Source organism: Lysobacter enzymogenes, assembly GCF_023617245.1.
Classification (GTDB): Bacteria; Pseudomonadota; Gammaproteobacteria; order Xanthomonadales; family Xanthomonadaceae; genus Lysobacter; species Lysobacter yananisis.
This window is the reverse complement of sequence record NZ_CP067396.1, coordinates 3,578,013-3,596,803: the sequence shown is the minus strand read 5'-3', so window position 1 is coordinate 3,596,803 and position 18,791 is coordinate 3,578,013. Positions and strand designations below refer to the sequence as shown.

12 protein-coding genes are annotated in these 18,791 nt (G+C 70.9%); 5 read left to right on the top strand and 7 right to left on the bottom strand.

What is annotated here, in order from left to right; all coding sequences use genetic code 11:
• Nucleotides 1-3,078 (top strand): efflux RND transporter permease subunit, encoded by a 3,078-nt coding sequence (locus JHW41_RS14745; RefSeq protein WP_250442913.1) that lies wholly within the window; start codon nt 1-3, stop codon nt 3,076-3,078.
• A 49-nt stretch (nt 3,079-3,127) separates the two neighbouring features.
• A complete protein-coding gene (locus tag JHW41_RS14740) occupies nt 3,128-3,943 on the top strand; it encodes a thioesterase II family protein (protein WP_250442910.1) in 816 nt (271 codons plus the stop codon).
• 91 nt (nt 3,944-4,034) lie between these two features.
• Here JHW41_RS14740 and JHW41_RS25980 read toward each other — a convergent pair whose 3' ends face one another.
• The 3 genes from JHW41_RS25980 to JHW41_RS14725 form a co-directional block, all read right to left on the bottom strand.
• A complete protein-coding gene (locus tag JHW41_RS25980) occupies nt 4,035-4,730 on the bottom strand; it encodes a helix-turn-helix transcriptional regulator (protein ID WP_284499499.1) in 696 nt (231 codons plus the stop codon).
• 421 nt (nt 4,731-5,151) lie between these two features.
• Nucleotides 5,152-7,476 (bottom strand): penicillin-binding protein 1C, encoded by a 2,325-nt coding sequence (pbpC, locus tag JHW41_RS14730; RefSeq protein ID WP_241833818.1) that lies wholly within the window; start codon nt 7,474-7,476, stop codon nt 5,152-5,154.
• A gap of 79 nt (nt 7,477-7,555) precedes the next feature.
• Complete coding sequence (locus JHW41_RS14725) at nt 7,556-13,471, bottom strand: alpha-2-macroglobulin family protein (protein ID WP_250442908.1); 5,916 nt, start codon at nt 13,469-13,471, stop codon at nt 7,556-7,558.
• A gap of 351 nt (nt 13,472-13,822) precedes the next feature.
• Between JHW41_RS14725 and JHW41_RS14720 the strand changes: the two genes are divergently transcribed.
• The 3 genes from JHW41_RS14720 (at nt 13,823) to JHW41_RS14710 (ending at nt 15,794) form a co-directional block, all read left to right on the top strand.
• On the top strand, nt 13,823-13,975 hold the full coding sequence (locus JHW41_RS14720; RefSeq protein ID WP_157490365.1) for a hypothetical protein: 153 nt from the start codon (nt 13,823-13,825) through the stop codon (nt 13,973-13,975).
• A 128-nt stretch (nt 13,976-14,103) separates the two neighbouring features.
• Nucleotides 14,104-14,574 (top strand): hypothetical protein, encoded by a 471-nt coding sequence (locus tag JHW41_RS14715; protein ID WP_250442905.1) that lies wholly within the window; start codon nt 14,104-14,106, stop codon nt 14,572-14,574.
• A gap of 230 nt (nt 14,575-14,804) precedes the next feature.
• Entirely contained in the window at nt 14,805-15,794 is a 990-nt protein-coding gene (locus JHW41_RS14710) for an LLM class flavin-dependent oxidoreductase (protein WP_250442903.1), read from the top strand.
• A gap of 60 nt (nt 15,795-15,854) precedes the next feature.
• On the opposite strand, the gene JHW41_RS14705 is transcribed toward JHW41_RS14710, so the two are convergent.
• The 4 genes from JHW41_RS14705 to JHW41_RS14690 all read right to left on the bottom strand — a co-directional run bounded on the left by JHW41_RS14705 (nt 15,855) and on the right by JHW41_RS14690 (nt 18,688).
• Complete coding sequence (locus JHW41_RS14705; protein WP_078999544.1) at nt 15,855-16,286, bottom strand: FKBP-type peptidyl-prolyl cis-trans isomerase; 432 nt, start codon at nt 16,284-16,286, stop codon at nt 15,855-15,857.
• A 184-nt stretch (nt 16,287-16,470) separates the two neighbouring features.
• Complete coding sequence (locus tag JHW41_RS14700; RefSeq protein WP_078999530.1) at nt 16,471-17,022, bottom strand: SRPBCC family protein; 552 nt, start codon at nt 17,020-17,022, stop codon at nt 16,471-16,473.
• Between the two features lie 26 nt (nt 17,023-17,048).
• The gene (locus tag JHW41_RS14695; RefSeq protein WP_250442901.1) at nt 17,049-17,468 is read right to left on the bottom strand and encodes an ArsR/SmtB family transcription factor; all 420 of its coding nucleotides are present in this window, start codon (nt 17,466-17,468) and stop codon (nt 17,049-17,051) included.
• 398 nt (nt 17,469-17,866) lie between these two features.
• On the bottom strand, nt 17,867-18,688 hold the full coding sequence (locus JHW41_RS14690; protein WP_057947296.1) for a helix-turn-helix domain-containing protein: 822 nt from the start codon (nt 18,686-18,688) through the stop codon (nt 17,867-17,869).
• Nucleotides 18,689-18,791 lie beyond the last annotated feature (103 nt).

Here is an 18,791-nt window from a genome sequence, read left to right as displayed (position 1 = left end):
ATGCGCAAGAGCCTGTCCGCCTGGTCGATCGGCAACCCGATCCCGTCGATCCTGTTGTTCGCGCTGCTGACCATCGCCGGCATGTTGGCGTTCCTGGAGCTGCCGATCACCAACATGCCCAACGTGGCCATGCCGGTGGTGACCGTGCAGCTGGTGCAGCCCGGCGCGCCGCCGTCGGAGATCGAGAACCAGATCACCCGCAAGGTCGAGGGCTCGCTGGCTTCGTTGCAGGGCGTGCGCCACGTCAGTTCGAAGATCGTCGAGGGCGTGTCGCTGACCACCATCGAGTTCGCCCTGGAGACCGACATCGACCGCGCGGTCAACGACACCCGCGACGCGGTCGCCAAGGTGCGCAACCAGCTGCCGACGACGATGGAAGAGCCGGTGGTGCAGCGCTCGGAGGACAACGGCGAGGCGATCCTGGTCTACAGCGTCGAGGCGCCGGAGATGAGCGCCGAGGAACTGAGCTGGTTCATCGACGACAGCCTGCACCGCGAGCTGTTGTCGATCGTGGGCGTGGCGCGGGTGCAGCGCGGCGGCGGCATCGACCGCGAGATCGGCGTGACCCTGGACCCGGCCACGCTGTCCGCGCTCGGCGTCACCGCCGCTGAAGTCAGCCGCCAGCTCGCCCAGACCCAGACCGACGTGCCCGGCGGACGGGTGTTGCTGCAGGGCACCGAGTACGCGCTGCGCACGGTCGGCCGCGCCGCCACGGTCGAGCAATTGCGCGAGCTGCGCATCGCCGTGCCGGGCGGGCGCGAGGTCAAGCTCGGCGACCTGGGCACGGTCGCCAACGGCGGCGCCGAGGCGCGCTCGGTCACCCGTCTGGACGGGCGCCCGGCGGTGACCTTCTCGGTGTATAAGAGCCGCGCCGCGAGCGAGGTCTCGGTCGCGCGTGCGGTGCAGCAGCGCCTGGACGAACTGCAACAGCGCCGCGGCGACCTCAAGTTCCGCCGGATCTTCTCGCTGGTCGAGCTGACCGAGACCGGCTTCCGCTCGACCATGTACACCTTCCTGGAAGGCACCCTGCTGACCGTGCTGGTGGTGTTCGCGTTCCTGCGCGACCGCCGCGCCACCGTGATCGCGGCGCTGACCATCCCGCTGTCGATCATCCCGACCTTCCTGTGCATGCAGTGGTTGGGCTTCACCCTCAACTTCGTCAGCCTGGTGGCGGTGTCGCTGGTCACCGGCGTGCTGGTCGACGACGCCATCGTCGAGATCGAGAACATCCACCGCCACATGCGCGAAGGCCGCGGCCCGCGCGAGGCGGCGCTGGTGGCCAGCGACGAGATCGGCCTGGCGGTGGTCGCCACGACCCTGGTGATCTGCGCGGTGTTCCTGCCGGTCGGGCTGATGGACGGCCTGCCGGGCCAGTACTTCAAGCAGTTCGGCCTGACCGTGGCGATCGCCGCGTTCTTCTCGCTGGCGGTGGCGCGGCTGATCACGCCGATGCTGGCGTCGCGCCTGCTGCGCATGCCCCGGCACGGGCACGAGGAAGGCGACGGGCCGTGGACGCGGCGCTATCTGGCGGCGGTGGAGTGGACCCTGCGCCATCGCCTGAAGACGGTGGCGATCGCGGTGGCCACGCTGGTCGCCTCGTTCGCGCTGGTGCCGCTGCTGCCGAGCGGCTTCATGCCGTACCAGGACTTCGGCCAGGCCAGCGTCAGCGTCGAGCTGCCGCGCGGCAGCAGCCTGGCCGACACCGACGCGGCCGCGCAGCAGGTCGCGCGCATCCTCAAGTCGCGGCCGGAAGTGGCCTATGCGCTGACCACCGCCGGCACCGGCGACGGCGGGGTCAACCGCGCCACGGTGCTGGCCAAGCTGGTGCCGGCGCGCGAGCGCGCGCTCGACGAGCGCGCCTTCGGCAACGCCATGCTGCCGCAGCTGGAAGCGCTGCCGGACCTGCGCGCGCGCTTCGACAACGCCACCGGCAGCAAGGATCTGACTTTGTCGCTGGTCAGCGAGGACCCGGCCGAGCTGGCCCGCGCCGCCGAGGCGCTGGAGCGGCAGATGCGCGGGCTGAAGGGATTGAGCAGCGTCGCCAGCGACAGCGGCCAGCAGCAGCCGGAGATCACCGTCAACGTCGATTCGGCCAAGGCCGCGCAGCTGGGCATCACCGCGCAGCAGATCGGCGATGCGATCAACATCTCCACCATCGGCGACAACGACAACCGCCTGGCCAAGTTCGACTACGACCACCGCCAGGTGCCGATCCGGGTGCGCCTGCCGCGCGAATTCGGCCGCGACCTGGGCGTGCTGGAGAACCTCAAGCTGGCCACCGCCGACGGCGGCAGCGTGCCGCTGGCGGCGGTGGCGACGCTGCGCTTCGGCGTCGGCCCGACCACGATCGAACGCTACGACCGCCAGCGCCGCATCGACCTGAGCGCCAACCTCGACGGCATCGCCCTGGGCACCGCGCTGGAGAGGATCCGCGCTCTGCCGGCGATGCGCGAGCTGCCGCGCTCGGTCAGCGTGCTCGACACCGGCGACGCCGAATTCATGGGCGAGCTGATGGCCAGCTTCCTCAAGGCCATCGGCGCGGGCCTGTTGCTGGTGTATTCGGTGCAGGTGTTGCTGTATCGCGACTGGCTGCAACCGCTGACCCGCATGGCCGCGCTGCCGTTGTCGATCGGCGGCGCGTTCGCGCTGATGTTCCTGACCGGGACCGAGTTCGGCCTGCCGGCGATGATCGGCGTGCTGATGTTGATGGGGATCGCAGACAAGAACTCGATCCTGCTGGTTGACTACATGCTCGAGCGCATGCGCGCCGGCGCGCCGCGGCGCGAGGCCATCGTCGAGGCGTGCCGGGTGCGCGCGCGGCCGATCGTGATGACGTCGCTGGCGATGGCCGCGGGCATGCTGCCGACCGCGATCGGCGCCGGCCTCGATGCCGCGTTCCGCGCGCCGATGGCGATCGCGGTGATCGGCGGGCTGGTGTCCTCGACCGCGCTGAGCCTGGTGTTCATGCCGGTGTTGTTCAGTTGCATGCGCGATGTCGAGGAATGGCTGTGGGCGCGCTGGCGTACGCACGACGCGCCGCCGCAGCCGCAGCCGCAGCCGCAGCCGGCGGCATCCTGACCGCGGCCGTCCTCCGCCCCGACCGATTGCGTTGCCAGAGCCGTCCCCGATGCCGACTTCGTATCCGCTGTCTTCCCCGTCGCACTTGCCGTCCGACCCGCCGCGCCTGCCGTGGCTGCTGCGCCGGCCCGGCGCGCCGCGCGCGCTGCGCCTGTACGGGTTCGCCTACGCCGGCGGCGACGCCGGCATGTACCTGTCGTGGCAGCCCGCGCTGGGCGCGCAGATCGAGGTCTGCGGCGTGCAGTTGCCGGGCCGCGGCGTGCGCCTGCGCGAGCCGCCGGCGGACGCGATGGAACCGTTGGTGGAGCGCCTGGCCGCGGACATCGCCGCGCAGCCGCGGCAGCCGTTCGCGCTGTTCGGCCACAGCCTCGGCGCGTTGCTCGCGTTCGAGGTCGCGCGCCGCCTGCAGCGGCTCGGCGCGCCGGCGCCGCTGCACCTGTTCGTATCCGCGTGCGAGGCGCCGGGTTACCGGCGCGAGGGCCGCAACCTGCACACGCTGCCGGACGAAGCGCTGATCGAGGTGCTGCGCGACTACAACGGCACGCCGGCGGAAGTGCTGCGCGACCGCGAGTTCATGGCCCTGGTGCTGCCGACCCTGCGCGCGGATTTCGCCCTGGCCTGCGAGTACGCCTATCGCCCCGGGCCGAAGCTGCGGGTGCCGATGAGCGTGCTGGTCGGCGAACGCGAGCGCGAAGGGCGCTGGAGCGAAGTCGGGCGCTGGGCCGAGCAGACCGAGGCCGGCTGCGAACTGCACCGCTTCGACGGCGGCCACCTGTTCGTCGACAGCCACCGCGCGGCGGTGGTCGACTGCGTGCGCGAAACCTTGTCGCGGGCGATGCCTGCGCCCAGGACCCAACTGGGCTGACCCGTCGCGGCCTCGCTCTCGTCCACGGTCGAGCGATTCGGCCGGGACGGACGCGGAAGACCGCGCGGCGCCGTCGCCGCGCGGTCCGCGCTCAACCCAGGTTCATGCGGTTGGCGATGCTGACCGCCTGGGTGCGGTTGAGCACGTTCAACTTCGCGTAGATGTTGCGCAGATGAAACTTCACCGTGCGCTCGGCGATCGACAGGATCAGGCCGACCTCGCGCGAGGTGCGGCCCTCGGCGATCCACTGCAGCACTTCCTTCTCGCGTTCGGTCAGCTCGTTGGCGCGCTCGAACAGCGCCGGGACGGGCAGGGGACGCAGCGGTTGCAGCGGATGCGGGCGCGGCGTATGCGCCGCCGGCTCGGGATAGGCGGCCGCGTGGCGCGTCGACGCATCCAGCGCCGAGGCGGGGTAGGCCGGCGCGATCGCGCGCGAGGTCTCGGCCGGCTTCGGCGCGGCGGCGACTTCGCTCAGGTACCAGGGACGCTCGTGCGGCGTGCGTTCCTTGGCCGCGCGCGGGTCCGGCGCGGCGGGTTCGGGCCAGGGCGGCGCGGCGAGCAGGCCGGTGCCGCCGCCGTGCAGGAAATACATCTGCAGGCAGCCGGAAATGAAATCGGCGAACAACGCCCGGGTCGCGGCCTGTTGTTCCTCGGCCAGGTCGTGCCCGGGGGCGACCAGGGCCTGCAGTTTATGCAGGACGTCTTCCAGGTACTGCTTGCACCCGGGGGCCTGCGGCGATTGCGTACGTGCGCCGCCGGGCCGTTCTCGCGAGACAGCTCCTTCCACGAATCCCTCCGATCAAGAAAATCAAATGCGGCCCGTGCCGGCGCCAACCGTCATGATTAATCGCCGAAGAACTGTGGCGGCCGAATGTTTCTCCGCCATTACTGAATTATATTAATGATTAATCGCCGCCGCCCCAATCGCGGTCCGCCCGGAAAGGCGTCCGGGTGATAATCGCTAGCGGCTTCGCGATTGAATATCGGATGCCGGACGGACCGAGGTCTAGAATAAATGACCACGCCTGCGGTGACTAGCGCGTCATGCGCACTTTGTGTGCCAGTACGCAAACCCGAAGCGTGTTTCGCGTCGAGATTCTCGACATTCAGCATAGTCATTTGGTTTGTCGCATTAATAAATCTTTCGCAAGAATCGTATACGCGCGCAATATCCGCCCAGCGGAGGAAAATGAGACGGCGGTTGGCGGTTACTTCACTACCGCCACTTCGATCTCGCGCTCGTCGCTGCGGCCGTGGTCGTCGACCGCGGTCAGGCGGAACTGGCCGGTGCGGTCGGGCGTCCACGCCAGCGCCTTGCCGGCTTCGGCGCTGCCGATGAAGGTGTTGCCGACGAACCAGTACAGGCGCGATACGTCGGCGTCGACGGTCGCCGCCAGACTCAGCGACAACTGCTCCGGGTGCGAGAGCCGCATCGTGTAGCGGGTGGCGCGGAACGGCGAGGTGATGCTCGGCGCGCTGCCGAGCCAGTCCTGCGCGCCGCCGCAGTCGTGCCCGGCCGGCGGGCGCCGGCGCGGGATGCCGGCCTGGACGAACACCTGGGCCAGGTCGGAGGGCCAGAATTCGTACACCTCCTGGCGCATCGTCGCCGGATCGAAGCGCCCGCACACCGGCTTGCCGGTGGCGTTGTCGACGATCACCGCGCGGTGCACGGTGCTGATCCGGATCGGCGACTTGCCGGGGATGAACCAGGTCGTGCCGCGCTGCGGGCACCAGGCGTTGGGCAGGTCGCCGCTGGCGCGGCACACCTCGACCCGCTTTAGGTTCAGCGGCCATTGCCGCGCCGGTTCGGCCAGATCCACGCGCGCGGCCTGCAGGCCGTCGACGATGTCGAAGAACAACGGCGCCGCCGCTTCCACCCCGATCAGCGCCGGATTGCTGGCGCCGTCGAAGTTGCCCAACCACACCACCAGCACGTACGGGCCGACCAGGCCCGCGCTCCAGGCGTCGCGGAACGCCCACGAGGTGCCCGTCTTCCACGCCACCGGCAGCGGCCGCGAGGCCGATTGCGAACCGGCGTCGGGGCGCGGGTTGTGGCGCAGCATGTCGCGGGTCACGAAGGCGGCCTCGGCGCTGAGCAGGCGCGCGCCGTCGTCTTCGGGATCGCTCTGGCGCCAGCGCAGCGCGCGCAGGCGGCCATCGTTGCCGAGCATGGCGTACATGCGCGCCAGCTCCTCCATCGTCACCTCGCCGCCGCCGAGCACCAGGGCCAGGCCGTAATGGTCGCGGCTGGCCATGCGGCTGACCCCGGCCTGGCGCAGGAAGTCGTAGAAGCTCGGCTGCTTGAGCTGGGCGGCGACGTAGACCGCGGGGATGTTGCGGCTGCGCACCAGCGCCTCGGTCGCGGTCACCGGGCCCATGAAGCGCCCGTCGAAGTTCTCCGGCGTGTACGGGCCGAACGCGCTGGGCACGTCGCGCAGCACGGTCTGCGGGTGCAGCACGCCTTGGTCGAGCGCGAGCGCGTAGATGAAGGGCTTCAGGGTCGAGCCGGGCGAGCGCTTGGCGGCGGCGCCGTTGACCTGGCCGTGGATGGACGCGTCGAAGTAGTCGGCCGAGCCGACCAGCGCGCGCACGCCCATGTCGCGGGTGTCGATCAGCATCGCGCTGGCGTTGCGCAGGCCGCGGCTGCGGCCCTGGCGCAGGTAGTTGCGCACGCGTTCTTCGAGCAGGCGCTGCAGGCGCAGATCGAGAGTGGTGGTCAGCTCCGGGCCGGACTGCGGATGCCAGGCGCGTTCGGCCAGCACCCGGTCGGCCAGGTGCGGCGCGCGGTAGGGCAGTTCGCGCGCGCTGCGCAGGCGCAGCGGCAGGCGCAGCAGCGCGTCCTGGGCGGGATCGCTGGGATGCGATTCGCGCCAGCGCGCGTACAGGCGCGCGCGCGCCGCTTCCAGGCCGGCGCCGATGTAGTAGGCGTCGTCCTCGCGCGCGGCCAGCCGGCCGCGCCGCGACGGCGCCTGCGGCAGCACCGCCAGCGCCAGCGATTCGGGCAGGGTCAGCTCGCTCGCCGGCTTGCGGTAATAGATCAGGCTGGCCGCGCCGACGCCTTCGATGTTGCCGCCGTACGGCGCGAGGTTGAGGTAGGCCTCGAGGATCTCGCGCTTGGAATAGCACAGCTCCAACTGCACCGCGCGCGCGATCTGCACCAGCTTGCCGCGGATGTCGCGGGTCTGCAGCCGCCAGCGCAGCCGCGCCAGCTGCATGGTCAGGGTCGAGCCGCCGACGCGCGCCTCGCCGCTGCCGTAGGTCGACCACGCGCCGCGCACCAGGCTGACCGGATTGAAGCCCGGATGCCAATAGAACCAGGCGTCCTCCTGCAGCATCACCGACTCGACCAACTGCGGCGAGATCTGCTCCAGCGGCACCCACAGGCGATAGCGCTGGTCGCTGGCCAGGGCCAGCCGCAACAGCCGGCCCTCGCGGTCGCGCACCACGGTCGACAGCGGGATCGCGTCGGCCAGGCCGGGGCGCGGATAGAACCTCACGACGCTCAGCGCCGCGGCGAGGGCGATGAGCGCCACGAGCAGTCTCACTGCCGGCGCCCACCGCCATCGCTTCAGTCCCCGGCGCAGGGACGGCAACACCTTCATGGCATCGGGCTCACGGCGTCGGCGCGGTCACCTGCAAGGTCCCGGCCGGGCCGCCCTGCGCGTACACCGAGCGTTCGTACATCGACTCGGCATAGGCCGGCGGCACCACGAAGTTGCCGGCGTTGTTGGCCCGCACCTTGTAGCGGAACTCGCTGGCCTCGCCGCCGATGCGGCCGTACAGGATCACCCGGTCCTCGCGCTGTTCGACGTGCTGCGGCTGGAAGCTCGAACCCGGCAGGGCCAGGGTCTGCGCCGGCGCCGCGTTCGGGTCGGGGCCGTCGCGCGAGGGCTGGCCTTCGCCGTCCTCGCCTTCGCCGCACTCGTCGCCGCACTCGTCTTCCGACTCGCTGCCTTCGCTCGCGTCCGCGGCCGGCGCGGCGTACTGCATGACCGTCTCGAAGCCGCCCGGCAGCAGGTCGACCACCGCGATGTTGTCGCGCATCGGCGCGCCGAGCGCGCGCAGGCGCAGGCGCACGGTCACTTCCTGGCCCTGCTTGATCGCGGCGACCGGCTTGCCGGCGTCGTCGAGGTAGTCGCGCACCACTTCCAGGCCCTTGTCCTGCACCGCCTTCGGCAGCGCGCGGTCGTAGCCGGTCTGGTTGACCAGGTACCACGCCGGCGCGTCGCCGCCCGGCGCCACCCACAGGCGCAGGTCGCCGCCGGCGAAGTCGCCGCGGCTGATCACGCCCGCGGCCGCGCCGATGCGCCGCGACTTGCCGTCCTTGCCGGCCGCTTCCAGCACCGGCAGCGGCTGCTGCGGTTGGGCCGAGGCGTAGGCATCCAGGGCCAGCACGGTCAGTGCCGAGGACAGGGTGTTGTAGCTGTTGTGGCGCAACGGATCAAGCAGGCGTTCCAGCGCCGTGCGCTTGAGCAGGTCGCGGCTGAGCGCGCCGAAGTGGCGGTTCAGCAGGTACACCGTCCAGGCCTGGTCGATGCCGCCGTCGTAGTAGGACGCATACGGCGTGCTCGACGTGGCCGAGGCCGCGTTGGCCCGGCGCAGCGCCACCGTGGCCAGCGCGCGCGCCGGCTTGTCCTGCTGCAGCAGTTGGTAGCTCGCGCCGATCAGCAGGCCGGCGACGTCGTTCTCCCAGGTCTTGGGCTGGTCGCGCTTGATCTGCTCGTGCACCGCGCTCAACAGATTGCTCGCGGTGCGGCCCTGGCGCACCAGCAGGTACACGGCGAGCGCGCGGTTGCGCAGCGCCGGCAGGTCGTTGCCGGAGCGGTCGGAGGCGCGCTGCTCGAGGTAGCCGTTGAGCGACTTGAGCAGATCGTCGGGCACGGCCTGGCCGCGCTCGCGCGCTTCGATCAGGTACAGCGCGGCGTAGCCGGTGACGAAGTCGTCGGCGTCGGGCGTGGCGGTCCACAGGCCGATGCCGCCTTCGCTGTTCTGGCGCGCGCGCAGCAGGTCGATCACGTTCTGGCGCGGATCGCCCTTGCCGGTCGCGACCACCTTGCCCAGTTCCGGATGCGCGCCCAGCACCAGCGCCGGGAACGCGCCGCTGAGCACCTGCTCGCTGCACTGGTACGGGTAATCGGCGAGATACGCGCTGAGCCCGTCCACCGCCACCAGCGGCGACACCGAGGCCGAGATCCGGCGCGTGGCCTGCTGGTCGAACATCGCCCGCAGCGGCTGGATTACGCTGCGCTTGTCGGCGCGGCCGGCGATCAGGTCCTGTCGCGCGACGATGGCCGGACGCAGCGACAGCTCGATCCGGCGCTTGGCGTTGTAGTTGCCCGACACCGCCTGGATCGCGACCGGCAGCGCGCCCAGCGCGTTGCCGGCGCGGACCCGGAAGCGCACCGTGGTTTCGTTGCGCGGGGCGATGCTGACCGGCGCCGGCGCGGCGCCGACCAGGCTCAGGCCCGGCGGCAGCTGCAGGTTCACCGTCACCTTGACCGCCTGCTTGGCGCCCTCGATGGTGTTGGCGACGCCGACCGGCAGGTCGAACTCGTCGCCCGGCGCCACGTGCGTGGGCAGGGTCGGCGTGAGCACGAAGTCGCCGCGGACGATGGCCTCGTCCTGGACGATGCCGATGCGCTGCGGCGTCACCGCCACCGCGACCACCCGCACGTTGCCGTTGAAGTGGTCGGGCAGCACGAACGGGAACTCGCGATGGCCGTCGACATCGACGATGCCCGACCACCACACCGCCGGCTTCTCGGATTTGCGCTTGAACGGATTGAGGTGCTTGGCCATGCCGCCTTCGCCGTCGCCGCCGGGCGCGGCCGCGTTGGCGAGGCGGCTGAACTCCGGCAGCAACAGGTCGAGGATCTGCGCGGTGTCGACCTGCAGCATCTTCTTGCGGAAGAAATGATCCAGCGGTTCGCCGACGCGGTAGCGCGCGACCTGCAGGATGCCCTCGTCGACCGCGAACAGCACCACCCGCGCCTTGCCTTCGGTGACGATCGAGGCGTTGAGCGTCTGCCCCGGCTTGGTCACCTTCGGCAAGCTCACGCTCAGCGGCTGGGTGCGCGCGCCGCGGTCGACCGCGAACGGGGTCACGCCGAACGACAGCGGGCTCATGTAGATCTCGTCGGAGTTCGGGTCGCGCAGGAACTGCACGTTGACGTAGCCGTTGCCCTCGAAATCGGCCGGCAGCACGATCTTCTGCACGCTGGCGGTGCTGTCGGCGCGGAACCAGGCGTGGGCGTAGACCTTGTCGCGCTCGATGGTGATCAGGCCGGCGCCGGGGTAGGGCGCGCGGATGCTGACCTCGATGGTCTCGCCGGGCTTGTAGCTGGGCTTGGACAGGGTCAGGCCGAGCTCGGCGTTGCGCTCCAGCGAACGCGACAGGTTGGCGGCGCCGGCGACACGGTAGCCGATCTGGTTGAGCACCTTGCCGTCGGCCGCGCGCACTTCGATCACGAAGTCGCCCGGCTGGTCGGTCTGCAGGGCCATGTTCTGGCGGCCGCCGGCCAGCGCCAGCGGCTGCTCGCGCAGGTCGTAGCGGCGCTCGTGCGAGACGTAGCGGTACAGGCCCGAATCCTGCTTGGTCAGGACCGAGACGTAGCGCTTCTCCACCACCACCGCGCGCAGCCCCGCGACCGGCTTGGGCGCGCCGTCCTGGCCGATGCTGAGCAGTTGCAGCGAACGCTTGGCGCCGCGCTGGATGTAGTCGAGCGCGTCGACCGCCTTGATGCCGACCAGGAAGTCGTTGTTCGACACCAGCGCGCTGGTCTGCGCGGCGACGTTGCGGCCGCTGCCGGGTTCGAACGCGCGCGCCAGGAAGCTCAGCTGGTAGGTCGCGCGCTCGTACTTGGTCAGGTCGAGCTTGAAGGTGGCCTGGCCCTGGGCGTCGGTGGCCTGGTCGCTGAGCGACTCGTCGTAGCCTTCCTTGGCCCGTTGCGGGTCGAAGAACTGGTAGCCCGGGTACTGGGCGAAGCTGGGGAAGTACGGCCGCAGCACCATCGTGCCTTCGACCTTGCGCTGCTGCGCCGGGGTGCCGAACAGGTTTTCGGCGCTGACCACGGCCGAGAGCTGCTCGGGCTTGATCCAGCCCTTGGGATTGTCGGCCGACAGCTTGACCGCGACCTTCATCGTGTCCGGCGCGAACTCGCGCACCTGCACCGAGGTCGAGCCGATGCTGGTGCGCTCGTTGTCGCGGCCGAGCAGGAACAGCTGGACCTGCCAGGTGCCGCTGGGCGCGCTGTCGCTCGGCGCGAAGCTCGCGCTTTCGAAGCCTTGTTCGCTGAGCTTGAGCTTCTGCCGCTGGGCGACGTTGCCGCGCGGGTCGGTGAACTCCCATTCCAGCGGCAGGCCGGCGAGCGGGCGCTTCCAGTCGGCGGCGCGCACGATCATGCCGATGTTGATGGTGTCGCCGGGGCGGTACAGGCCGCGGTCGGAGAACAGGAACGCGTTGAGCGCGCCGGCCTCGATGTCGTTGGGCTCGCCGCCGATATCGAAGCGCGAGTAGTCGAGCTTGCGCCGGTAGTCGTCGATCGGCAGGAACGAATAGTCCTCGCCCTGGCTGACGGTCAGCATGGTCGGGGTCTTTTCGCGCTTGAAGCCCTTCAGCGACGGCAGCTGGGCGCGACCGGACGCGTCGGTGTCGGCCTCCACCAGGGTCTCGCCGTTGCGCGCCACCGCGCGCACCCGCGCGCCGGCCACCGGCGCGCCGTTGGACAGCGACTGCACGAACACGTCGCGGCGGCCGTCCAGGCCCTGCTTGACCGCGATGCCGAGGTCGGTCAGCACGACCAGGCGGCTGTCCTCCTCGCTGCCGGCGTCGTCGGCGATGGTCTCCTCGCTCGGGCGCTCGGCGTCGCTGTCGCTCATCGTGCGCAGGCTCAGCAGGAACACGCCGCGGCGGTTGGGCTTGAGGTAGGCGCCCAGGTCCACGCCTTCGTAATGGGCCTTGGCCGGATTCTCGGCCGGCAGGGTCAGGCGGCGCTCCTCGCGCTCGACCAGGCTGTCGGCGTCGAGGTTGTACATGCGCGGCTTGGCGTAGCTGCCTTCGTTGTTGAACACCAGATGCTGGATCTGTTCGGGCAGGACCCGGGCGATCTCCAGCCGCGCGCGCGGCACGTTGCGCGAGACCACGCTGACCCGGCGCTCGCCGCGCAGCGACAGCAGCGCGCCTTCGCCGACGAAGCGCAGCAGCTTCGGGTATTCGGGCACGCGCAGGGCGACGGCGTGGTCGCGGCCGAGCAGGAAGCCGCCGAACGCCTTCAGGCCCTTGTTGACGCGCACATAGATGTAGCGGTCCGGCGGCGCCTGGAACTTGAAGCTGTGCACCGGGGTGTATTCGCGCTCGGCGGCGATCGGGCTCAGCGGCAGCGGCGTGGCGGCCTTGAGCACGGCCTCGTCGACATCGCCGGTGGACCAGGAGCGGTTGCCGCTCTGTTCCTTGGCCGGGCGGCGCGGGTCCTTGGCCGGCAGCAGCCAGGCGCGGGTCGCGCCGGCGACCTCGGTGTCGCGCATGGCGTTGTTGAAGCCCAGCACCAGCGCCTGCTCGGGTTCGAAGCGTTCGTTTTCGACCAGGGTGGTGCTGACGTCGTCGACGTTGACGCTGTACAGCGACGGCAGTTTGACCTGCGCGGACAGTTTTTCCGGGCTGCCTTCGCCGCCCAGCGCGCTGACCACGCCGGCGGCGACCTCCAGGCTCAGGGTGCCGCCGTTCTCCGGCAGCTTCAGCGGTTCGGAATGGACCCAGGCCTTGAGCCGGGCGTCGTCGTAGGTGAGGGTGTACTTGGGCGCGGCCTGGGCGCTGCCGCCGCCGTCGACCAGCGACAGGGCGATGCGGCGCTGCAACTGCGCCTCGTCGACCGGGTGCGAGAACTTCAGCTCGAACACGCCCTTCTTGAGCGCCGGGTCCTGCGGGTCCTGGTAGAACTCGCTGGTGGACAGCTCGGCCTTGAACGGCGCGGTCTCGAATTCGAATTCGTGTTCCTGCAGCGCCACCTCGGGCGCGACGCTGGTCTTGGGATCGACCTCGACCGTGTACTTGGTCTTGACCGGCCAGTCGGTGGCCGGCACGAACACCAGGGTCTTGTCGTCTTCCCAGGTCCACGCGCCCTTGAGTTCGGGCTTCAGGCTCACGCCGACCGGCGCGCTGCCGATCTGCTTGAGCGGCGCGGCCGAGTCGGAGAAGGTCAGGCTCAGCCGGCTCACGGTCGGCGGCTTGCGTTCGTAGTCGGTGAGTTCGGGCGCGTGCAGTTCGACGCTGAGCGCGCCGGGGATCACCGGCTTGGGCCGGGTGATCAGCCAGTGCGCGAGCCAGGCCGCGGCGAGCAGGCCGAGCAGGCTGCCCAGGTACAGGCCGGGGCGTTGGCGGATGCGCGCGGCGAGCGCGGCGAGCCACGGCGGCGGCGTCCAGGCCATTTGGCCGAACACGGCCTGGCTGGCGCGGCGCCAGAGGCCGACGCGGCCGGTCGCGCCGGCCTCCGTGGAAGGAGCCGGTTGCGACGGCGAGGGCGTGGTGTCCATTGCGATGTTCCGATCCGTGGTGCGGTGGCCGTTGCCGGGCCGGGCGTCCATGGCCCGGCCGGTCCCCAATCCAGTGTCTCAGGTCTGCGCGTGGCGCCGGCCTGGGCGTCGCGGCCTCGCGGCTTGCGCTTGGCGGCGATGTCGGAAGCACTAGACCCAAATGTTAGGAAATTGTTCCTGCCGTTTGTCGGCTTGTCGAGATTTTTTTATCGACGAGGCAACAGCGCCACGGCGCAGTGGAAGGCGTCGGGCTCGAAAGCCCTCCCGCATCGGTTCGCGGCAGGAAGGATGGCAGGGGCGGGCGCGGCGCGCGGCGCGGTAAGCTCGGGGCCGTTTTGCGCGGGAGCCCGCATGGACATCGTTGCCCTGTTCGTCGTCGTCGTGGCCTTGTGGCTGGCCTTCAAGCTGGTCGGGTTCGTGCTGCGCACGGCGATGTGGGCGCTGGTGCTGGGCGGGCTGTACTGGCTGATCGCGCCGCTAGCGGGTTGGCCTATGCCTTTTTGAGGAGTGAGCGGAGAGGAGCGAGGAGTGAGCGGGAGGGAACGCCCGATCGCCCGCCATGCTCCCGCGCCGCGCTCCGCTGGTGCCGTCTCTCGCTTCTCGCTCCTCTCCGCTCACTCCTGAGAGCCTCCATGACCGACACGCCAGCCCCCATCCCCGCCCACTGGGTCGCCGACACCCAGGACATCGGCCGCCTGGTGCGGGCGGTGTACGAATGCATTTCCGGCCCGGCTGGGGCGCCGCGCGACTGGGCGCGGTTCCGCTACCTGATGCATCCGCGCGCGCTGAGCCTGCGCACCGTGGTCGAGGCCGACGGTTCGACCCGGGCGGTGGTGTTCGATGTCGAGCAGTACATCGCCGATGTCGCGCCCTTGTTCGCCGACAACGATTTCTTCGAGGTCGAGACCGACCAGCGGATCGAGCGCTTCGGCCAGATCGCGCACGTGTGGAGCAAGTACGACGCGCGCCCGGCGCCGGGTTCGCCGGTGCTGCTCAAGCGCGGCGCCAACAGCATCCAGGTCTGCCACGAGCACGGGCGTTGGTGGGTGGTCTGCACGGTGTGGGACAACGAGCGCGAGGGGCTGGCGTTCGATCTGTTCTGAGGGCGGGAGAGAGGCTCGAAGCGCCGCGGCAGTGCGCCGTTCCTTCTCCCGCTTGCGGGAGAAGGTGCCCCGAAGAGCCCGCCCCTGCGAAAGCAGGGGGGCGGAGGAGGGCGCGCCAACCTAGCGCATCCGGCAACACATAAGCGCCGATTCCTCCCCAATCGCGCGCTGGATTCCGCCGTCGCCCGGCCCCAGATCGGAACCATCCCTTCCGGAGCGCCGACCCCCGCATGCTGCCGTATTCCGTCCTCGATCTCGCGCCCGTCTGCCAGGGCAGCGACACCCGCCAGGCCTTCGCCAACAGCCTCGACCTCGCCCGCCACGCCGAAGCGCTGGGCTACACCCGCTACTGGCTGGCCGAACACCACAACATGCCCGGCATCGCCAGCGCCGCGACCGCGGTGCTGATCGGACATATCGCCGGCGGCACGTCCCGCATCCGCGTCGGCGCCGGCGGGATCATGCTGCCCAACCACGCGCCGCTGCAGGTGGCCGAGCAGTTCGGCACGCTGGCCTCGCTGTATCCCGGCCGCATCGATCTCGGCCTGGGCCGCGCGCCCGGCACCGATCACGCCACCGCGCGCGCGCTGCGCCGCTACTACGACGGCGCCGACAGCTTCCCGCAGGACGTGGCCGAGCTGCTGCATTACTTCGAACCGGCGCAGCCGCAGCAGGCGGTGCGCGCGGTGCCCGGCGCCGGGCTGGACGTGCCGGTATGGCTGCTGGGATCGAGCCTGTTCAGCGCGCGCCTGTCGGCGGCGATGGGCCTGCCGTTCGCGTTCGCCTCGCATTTCGCCCCGGACGCGATGGACGAGGCGCTGACCCTCTACCGCCGCGACTTCCAGCCGTCCGCACGGCTGCAGGCGCCGCACGCGATGCTGGCCTTGAACGTGGTCGCCGCGGCGGATAGCGCGCAGGCCCGGCGCCTGTTCACCACCCAGCAGCAGGCCTTCGTCAACCTGCGCCGCGGCCGGCCGGGGCTGATCCCGCCGCCGATCGACGACATCGAAAGCTTCTGGACGCCGTTGGAGAAAGCCGGCGTGGCCCAGGCCCTGGCCTGCGCGGTGGTCGGCGATCCGGGCGAAGTCGCCGAGGGCATCGCCGCCTTCGTCGCCCGCCACCGGCCGGACGAATTGATGGTGACGGCGAACATCTTCGAGCACGCCGCGCGGCTGCGCTCGTTCGAACTGGCGGCGCAGGCGCTCGAGTCGCTGCGCTGAGGCGTCGCGCGCCGAGGCCCGGCGCGGGCCCGGCGCGCGTTCGCGCCGGACCGCGCGCGCTCAGCGCGCTTCCAGGCCGAGCAGTTCCACTTCGAACACGAGCGAGGCGTCCGGCGGGATCGCGCCGCCGCCGGCGCCGTCCTTGCCGTAGGCCAGGTCCGGCGGAACCATCAGCACCCGCTTGCCGCCCACGCGCATGCCGGCGACGCCGTCGTCCCAGCCGCGGATCACCCGGCCCGCGCCGAGCAGGAAACTGAAAGGCCGGCCGTTGCGGTCGTAGGAACTGTCGAACTTGCTGCCGCGCTTGTTCGGCGCGGTCTCGTCGTAGAACCAGCCGGTGTACTGCACGATCGCTTCCTGGCCCGGCTGCGCGACCGCGCCGGTGCCGACGCGCTGGTCGATCATTTCGAACTGGGCGATGCGGCCGTGCATCACCTTCGGCGCGGCCGCGGCCTGCTCCTGCTCGGCCGGGCGCTGGCAGCCGGCCAGCATCGGCGCGGCGGCCGCCAGCAGCAGCGCCAGCGGCAACGCGCGCAGGGCGGCGGACGCGGCGGAGCGGGACGCGACAGGGCGGGACACGGCGGAGCGGGACGCTGCGGGCACGGACGACCTCGGACGGGTAGGCGAAAGGGCCCACAGCTTACCGTCCGCGCCGCGCGCCCGCCTTGCGCCGCGCTCAGGCCTGCGGGATGCGCCGCTCGTACTCCGCGTCCAGGCGGCTGTGGCTGCGCCAGAAACCTTCGGGTTCGCGCTGCGACAGCACGTCGATCAGCAGGCCCAGGTGCGCGTGCCAGCCGCCGCTGACGCTGACCAGGCCGCTGCGGTTGGACAGGTGGCGGTGGTGCACGACCAGCCGCACCTGTTCGCCTTGCTCGCTCAGTTCGAAGCTCACCTCGGATTTGCTGCCGGCGTCTTCGTTCCAGGTGTAGCGCAGCAGGCGCGGCGGCTCGATCGCGGTGATGCGGCCGCGCAAGGTGTTGACGCAGTCGCTGGCGTACTTGGCCGGCGGCGGATCGTCGTTGCGGGTGAGGCGGGCGTTGTCGAAGTTCAGCTCGACCGCGCCGCCGACGCGCAGGTCCATCTCGCCGGCGGCGAGCCAGTGCCGGCGCTTGTCGGATTCGGTGAGATAGGCCCAGACGCGCTCGATCGGGCCGGGCAGGACGCGTTCGATGCGGACGGAATCGGCGGCGGTGAGGACGCCGTAGGCGTCGTTGGCGGGCAGGTTCATGGCGGTCTCCGGGGAGGCGTGGCGGGTCAGGGACGCGGCTTGCGCCGCGATGGGCGGGGCGGTTCGGCGGACGCGGCGGATGTCGGCGCTGCCGGCGCGGGTGCACGGCGGCTGGCGTCGTCTTCGGCGCGCAGCAGCGCTTCCAGGTCGTCCAGGCGCTGGTTCCAGAAGCGTTCGTAATGGCGCAGCCACTCGAAGCCGCCGTACAGCGGCTGCGCGTCGAGGCGGCAGACGTGGATGCGCCCGCGCACCTCGCGCCGCACCAGCCCGGCGCGTTCCAGCGCCTTGATGTGCTTGGAGGCGGCGGCGAGGGTCATGGCGTAGGGCTCGGCGAGTTCGCCGACCTTGCGTTCGCCGTCGGCGAGCTGGCGCAGCATCGCCCGGCGGGTGGGGTCGGCGAGGGCCTGGAAGACGGCGTCGAGCCGTTGGGAGTCATGTTCAACCATGTGGTTGAATATCCGCCCGGGGCGGGCGACTGTCAACCGATTGGTAAAATATTCGGGTGCGGGCCGACGGACGGTATCGGGCGATGCCGGGGCGTGGCGTCGCAGGCGCGGTGTCGCGGTCGCGGCTCGCGCCGCTCCTACAGGGGCTCATGCGGGTTCGCTTCCGACGGTAGGAGCGGCGCGAGCCGCGACCGCGGCAATGGCGCTACGACGCCACCTGCTGTCCCGGCGGGCGCTGCGCGCCGACGAATGAAGCCACCCAACTTGTCATTTCGGAGGACGCCGGAATGACGGGGTATGGACGTGCGGGGTGATGGGGGCGGCCTGCGAGGCGAGGTGCTAGGCGTACGAAGCCTGGGCGCGCGCAGCCTTGGGGCCGGCGCGCCTCGCCGCCGGCGCTACGAAGACGCCACCAGGCTCGCGCCGAACTCGCGCATCGCCTTCGCGGTGGCCGCATCGGCCGGAAAGAACGATTCGATCGCCAGTTCCGCCAGGGTCACGTCCATCGGCGTGCCGAACACCGTGGTGGTGCTGATGAAGGACAGTTCGCCGAACGGCGTGCGCATGCGGCACGGCACCGCGACGTGGGCGGCGCCGGTGAGTTCGGCCGGGTCGTACTCGGCGGAATCGTGGCCGGGCGGCGGCGGATACGCCTGCAGTTCGGCGTACAGCGCTTCCAGCACCGGGTCGCCGCTGGTTTCGATCTGGTGGCGCAGCCGGTGCAGGATGTGCGCGCGCCATTCGCCGAAGTTGAGGATGTCCGGCGCCATGCCTTCGGGGTGCAGCGCCGCGCGCAGCACGTTGGCCGGGCGCGCGAGCAGGTGGTCGGCGACGCCGGCCAGCATCGGGGCCAGCGCGCGGTTGTGCTGGATCAGGTTCCAGTGCCGGTCCACCGCCAGCGCCGGGTGCGGTTCGTGCGCGTACAACACCAGTTCGACCGCGGCGTAGGCCTCGCGCATCGCCGGATGGTCGAGCGGGCGTTCGGCGTACATCGGCGCCAGTCCGGCCGCGGTCATCAAGGCATTGCGCTCGCGCAGCGGCACGTCCAGGCGGTCGGCCAGGCGCAGCAGCATGGCCCGGCTCGGCAGCGAGCGCCCGGTCTCGATGAAGCTGACGTGGCGGGTGGAGATCTCGGCCATCTCGGCCAGATCGAATTGGGTCAGGCGGCGGCGCTGGCGCCATTGGCGCAGCAGCTCGCCCACGGGGCGCGAGTCGTTCATGCGGCCACCTTAGCCCAGCGCCGCCGGCGCCGGCATTACCTGGCGGGTAATCGACCCGCCGCGCGCGCAGCGGTGTGATGGCGGCGAACGAAGACGAACCCAC

Coding starts and splice junctions, on each gene's coding strand:
- JHW41_RS14745 (WP_250442913.1), top strand. CDS start 1: ATGCGCAAGAGCCTGTCCGCCTGGTCGATCGGCAACCCGATCCCGTCG.
- JHW41_RS14740 (WP_250442910.1), top strand. CDS start 3,128: ATGCCGACTTCGTATCCGCTGTCTTCCCCGTCGCACTTGCCGTCCGAC.
- JHW41_RS14725 (WP_250442908.1), bottom strand. CDS start 13,471: ATGGACACCACGCCCTCGCCGTCGCAACCGGCTCCTTCCACGGAGGCC.
- JHW41_RS14720 (WP_157490365.1), top strand. CDS start 13,823: ATGGACATCGTTGCCCTGTTCGTCGTCGTCGTGGCCTTGTGGCTGGCC.
- JHW41_RS14715 (WP_250442905.1), top strand. CDS start 14,104: ATGACCGACACGCCAGCCCCCATCCCCGCCCACTGGGTCGCCGACACC.
- JHW41_RS14710 (WP_250442903.1), top strand. CDS start 14,805: ATGCTGCCGTATTCCGTCCTCGATCTCGCGCCCGTCTGCCAGGGCAGC.
- JHW41_RS14705 (WP_078999544.1), bottom strand. CDS start 16,286: ATGCTGGCCGGCTGCCAGCGCCCGGCCGAGCAGGAGCAGGCCGCGGCC.
- JHW41_RS14700 (WP_078999530.1), bottom strand. CDS start 17,022: ATGAACCTGCCCGCCAACGACGCCTACGGCGTCCTCACCGCCGCCGAT.
- JHW41_RS14695 (WP_250442901.1), bottom strand. CDS start 17,468: ATGGTTGAACATGACTCCCAACGGCTCGACGCCGTCTTCCAGGCCCTC.
- JHW41_RS14690 (WP_057947296.1), bottom strand. CDS start 18,688: ATGAACGACTCGCGCCCCGTGGGCGAGCTGCTGCGCCAATGGCGCCAG.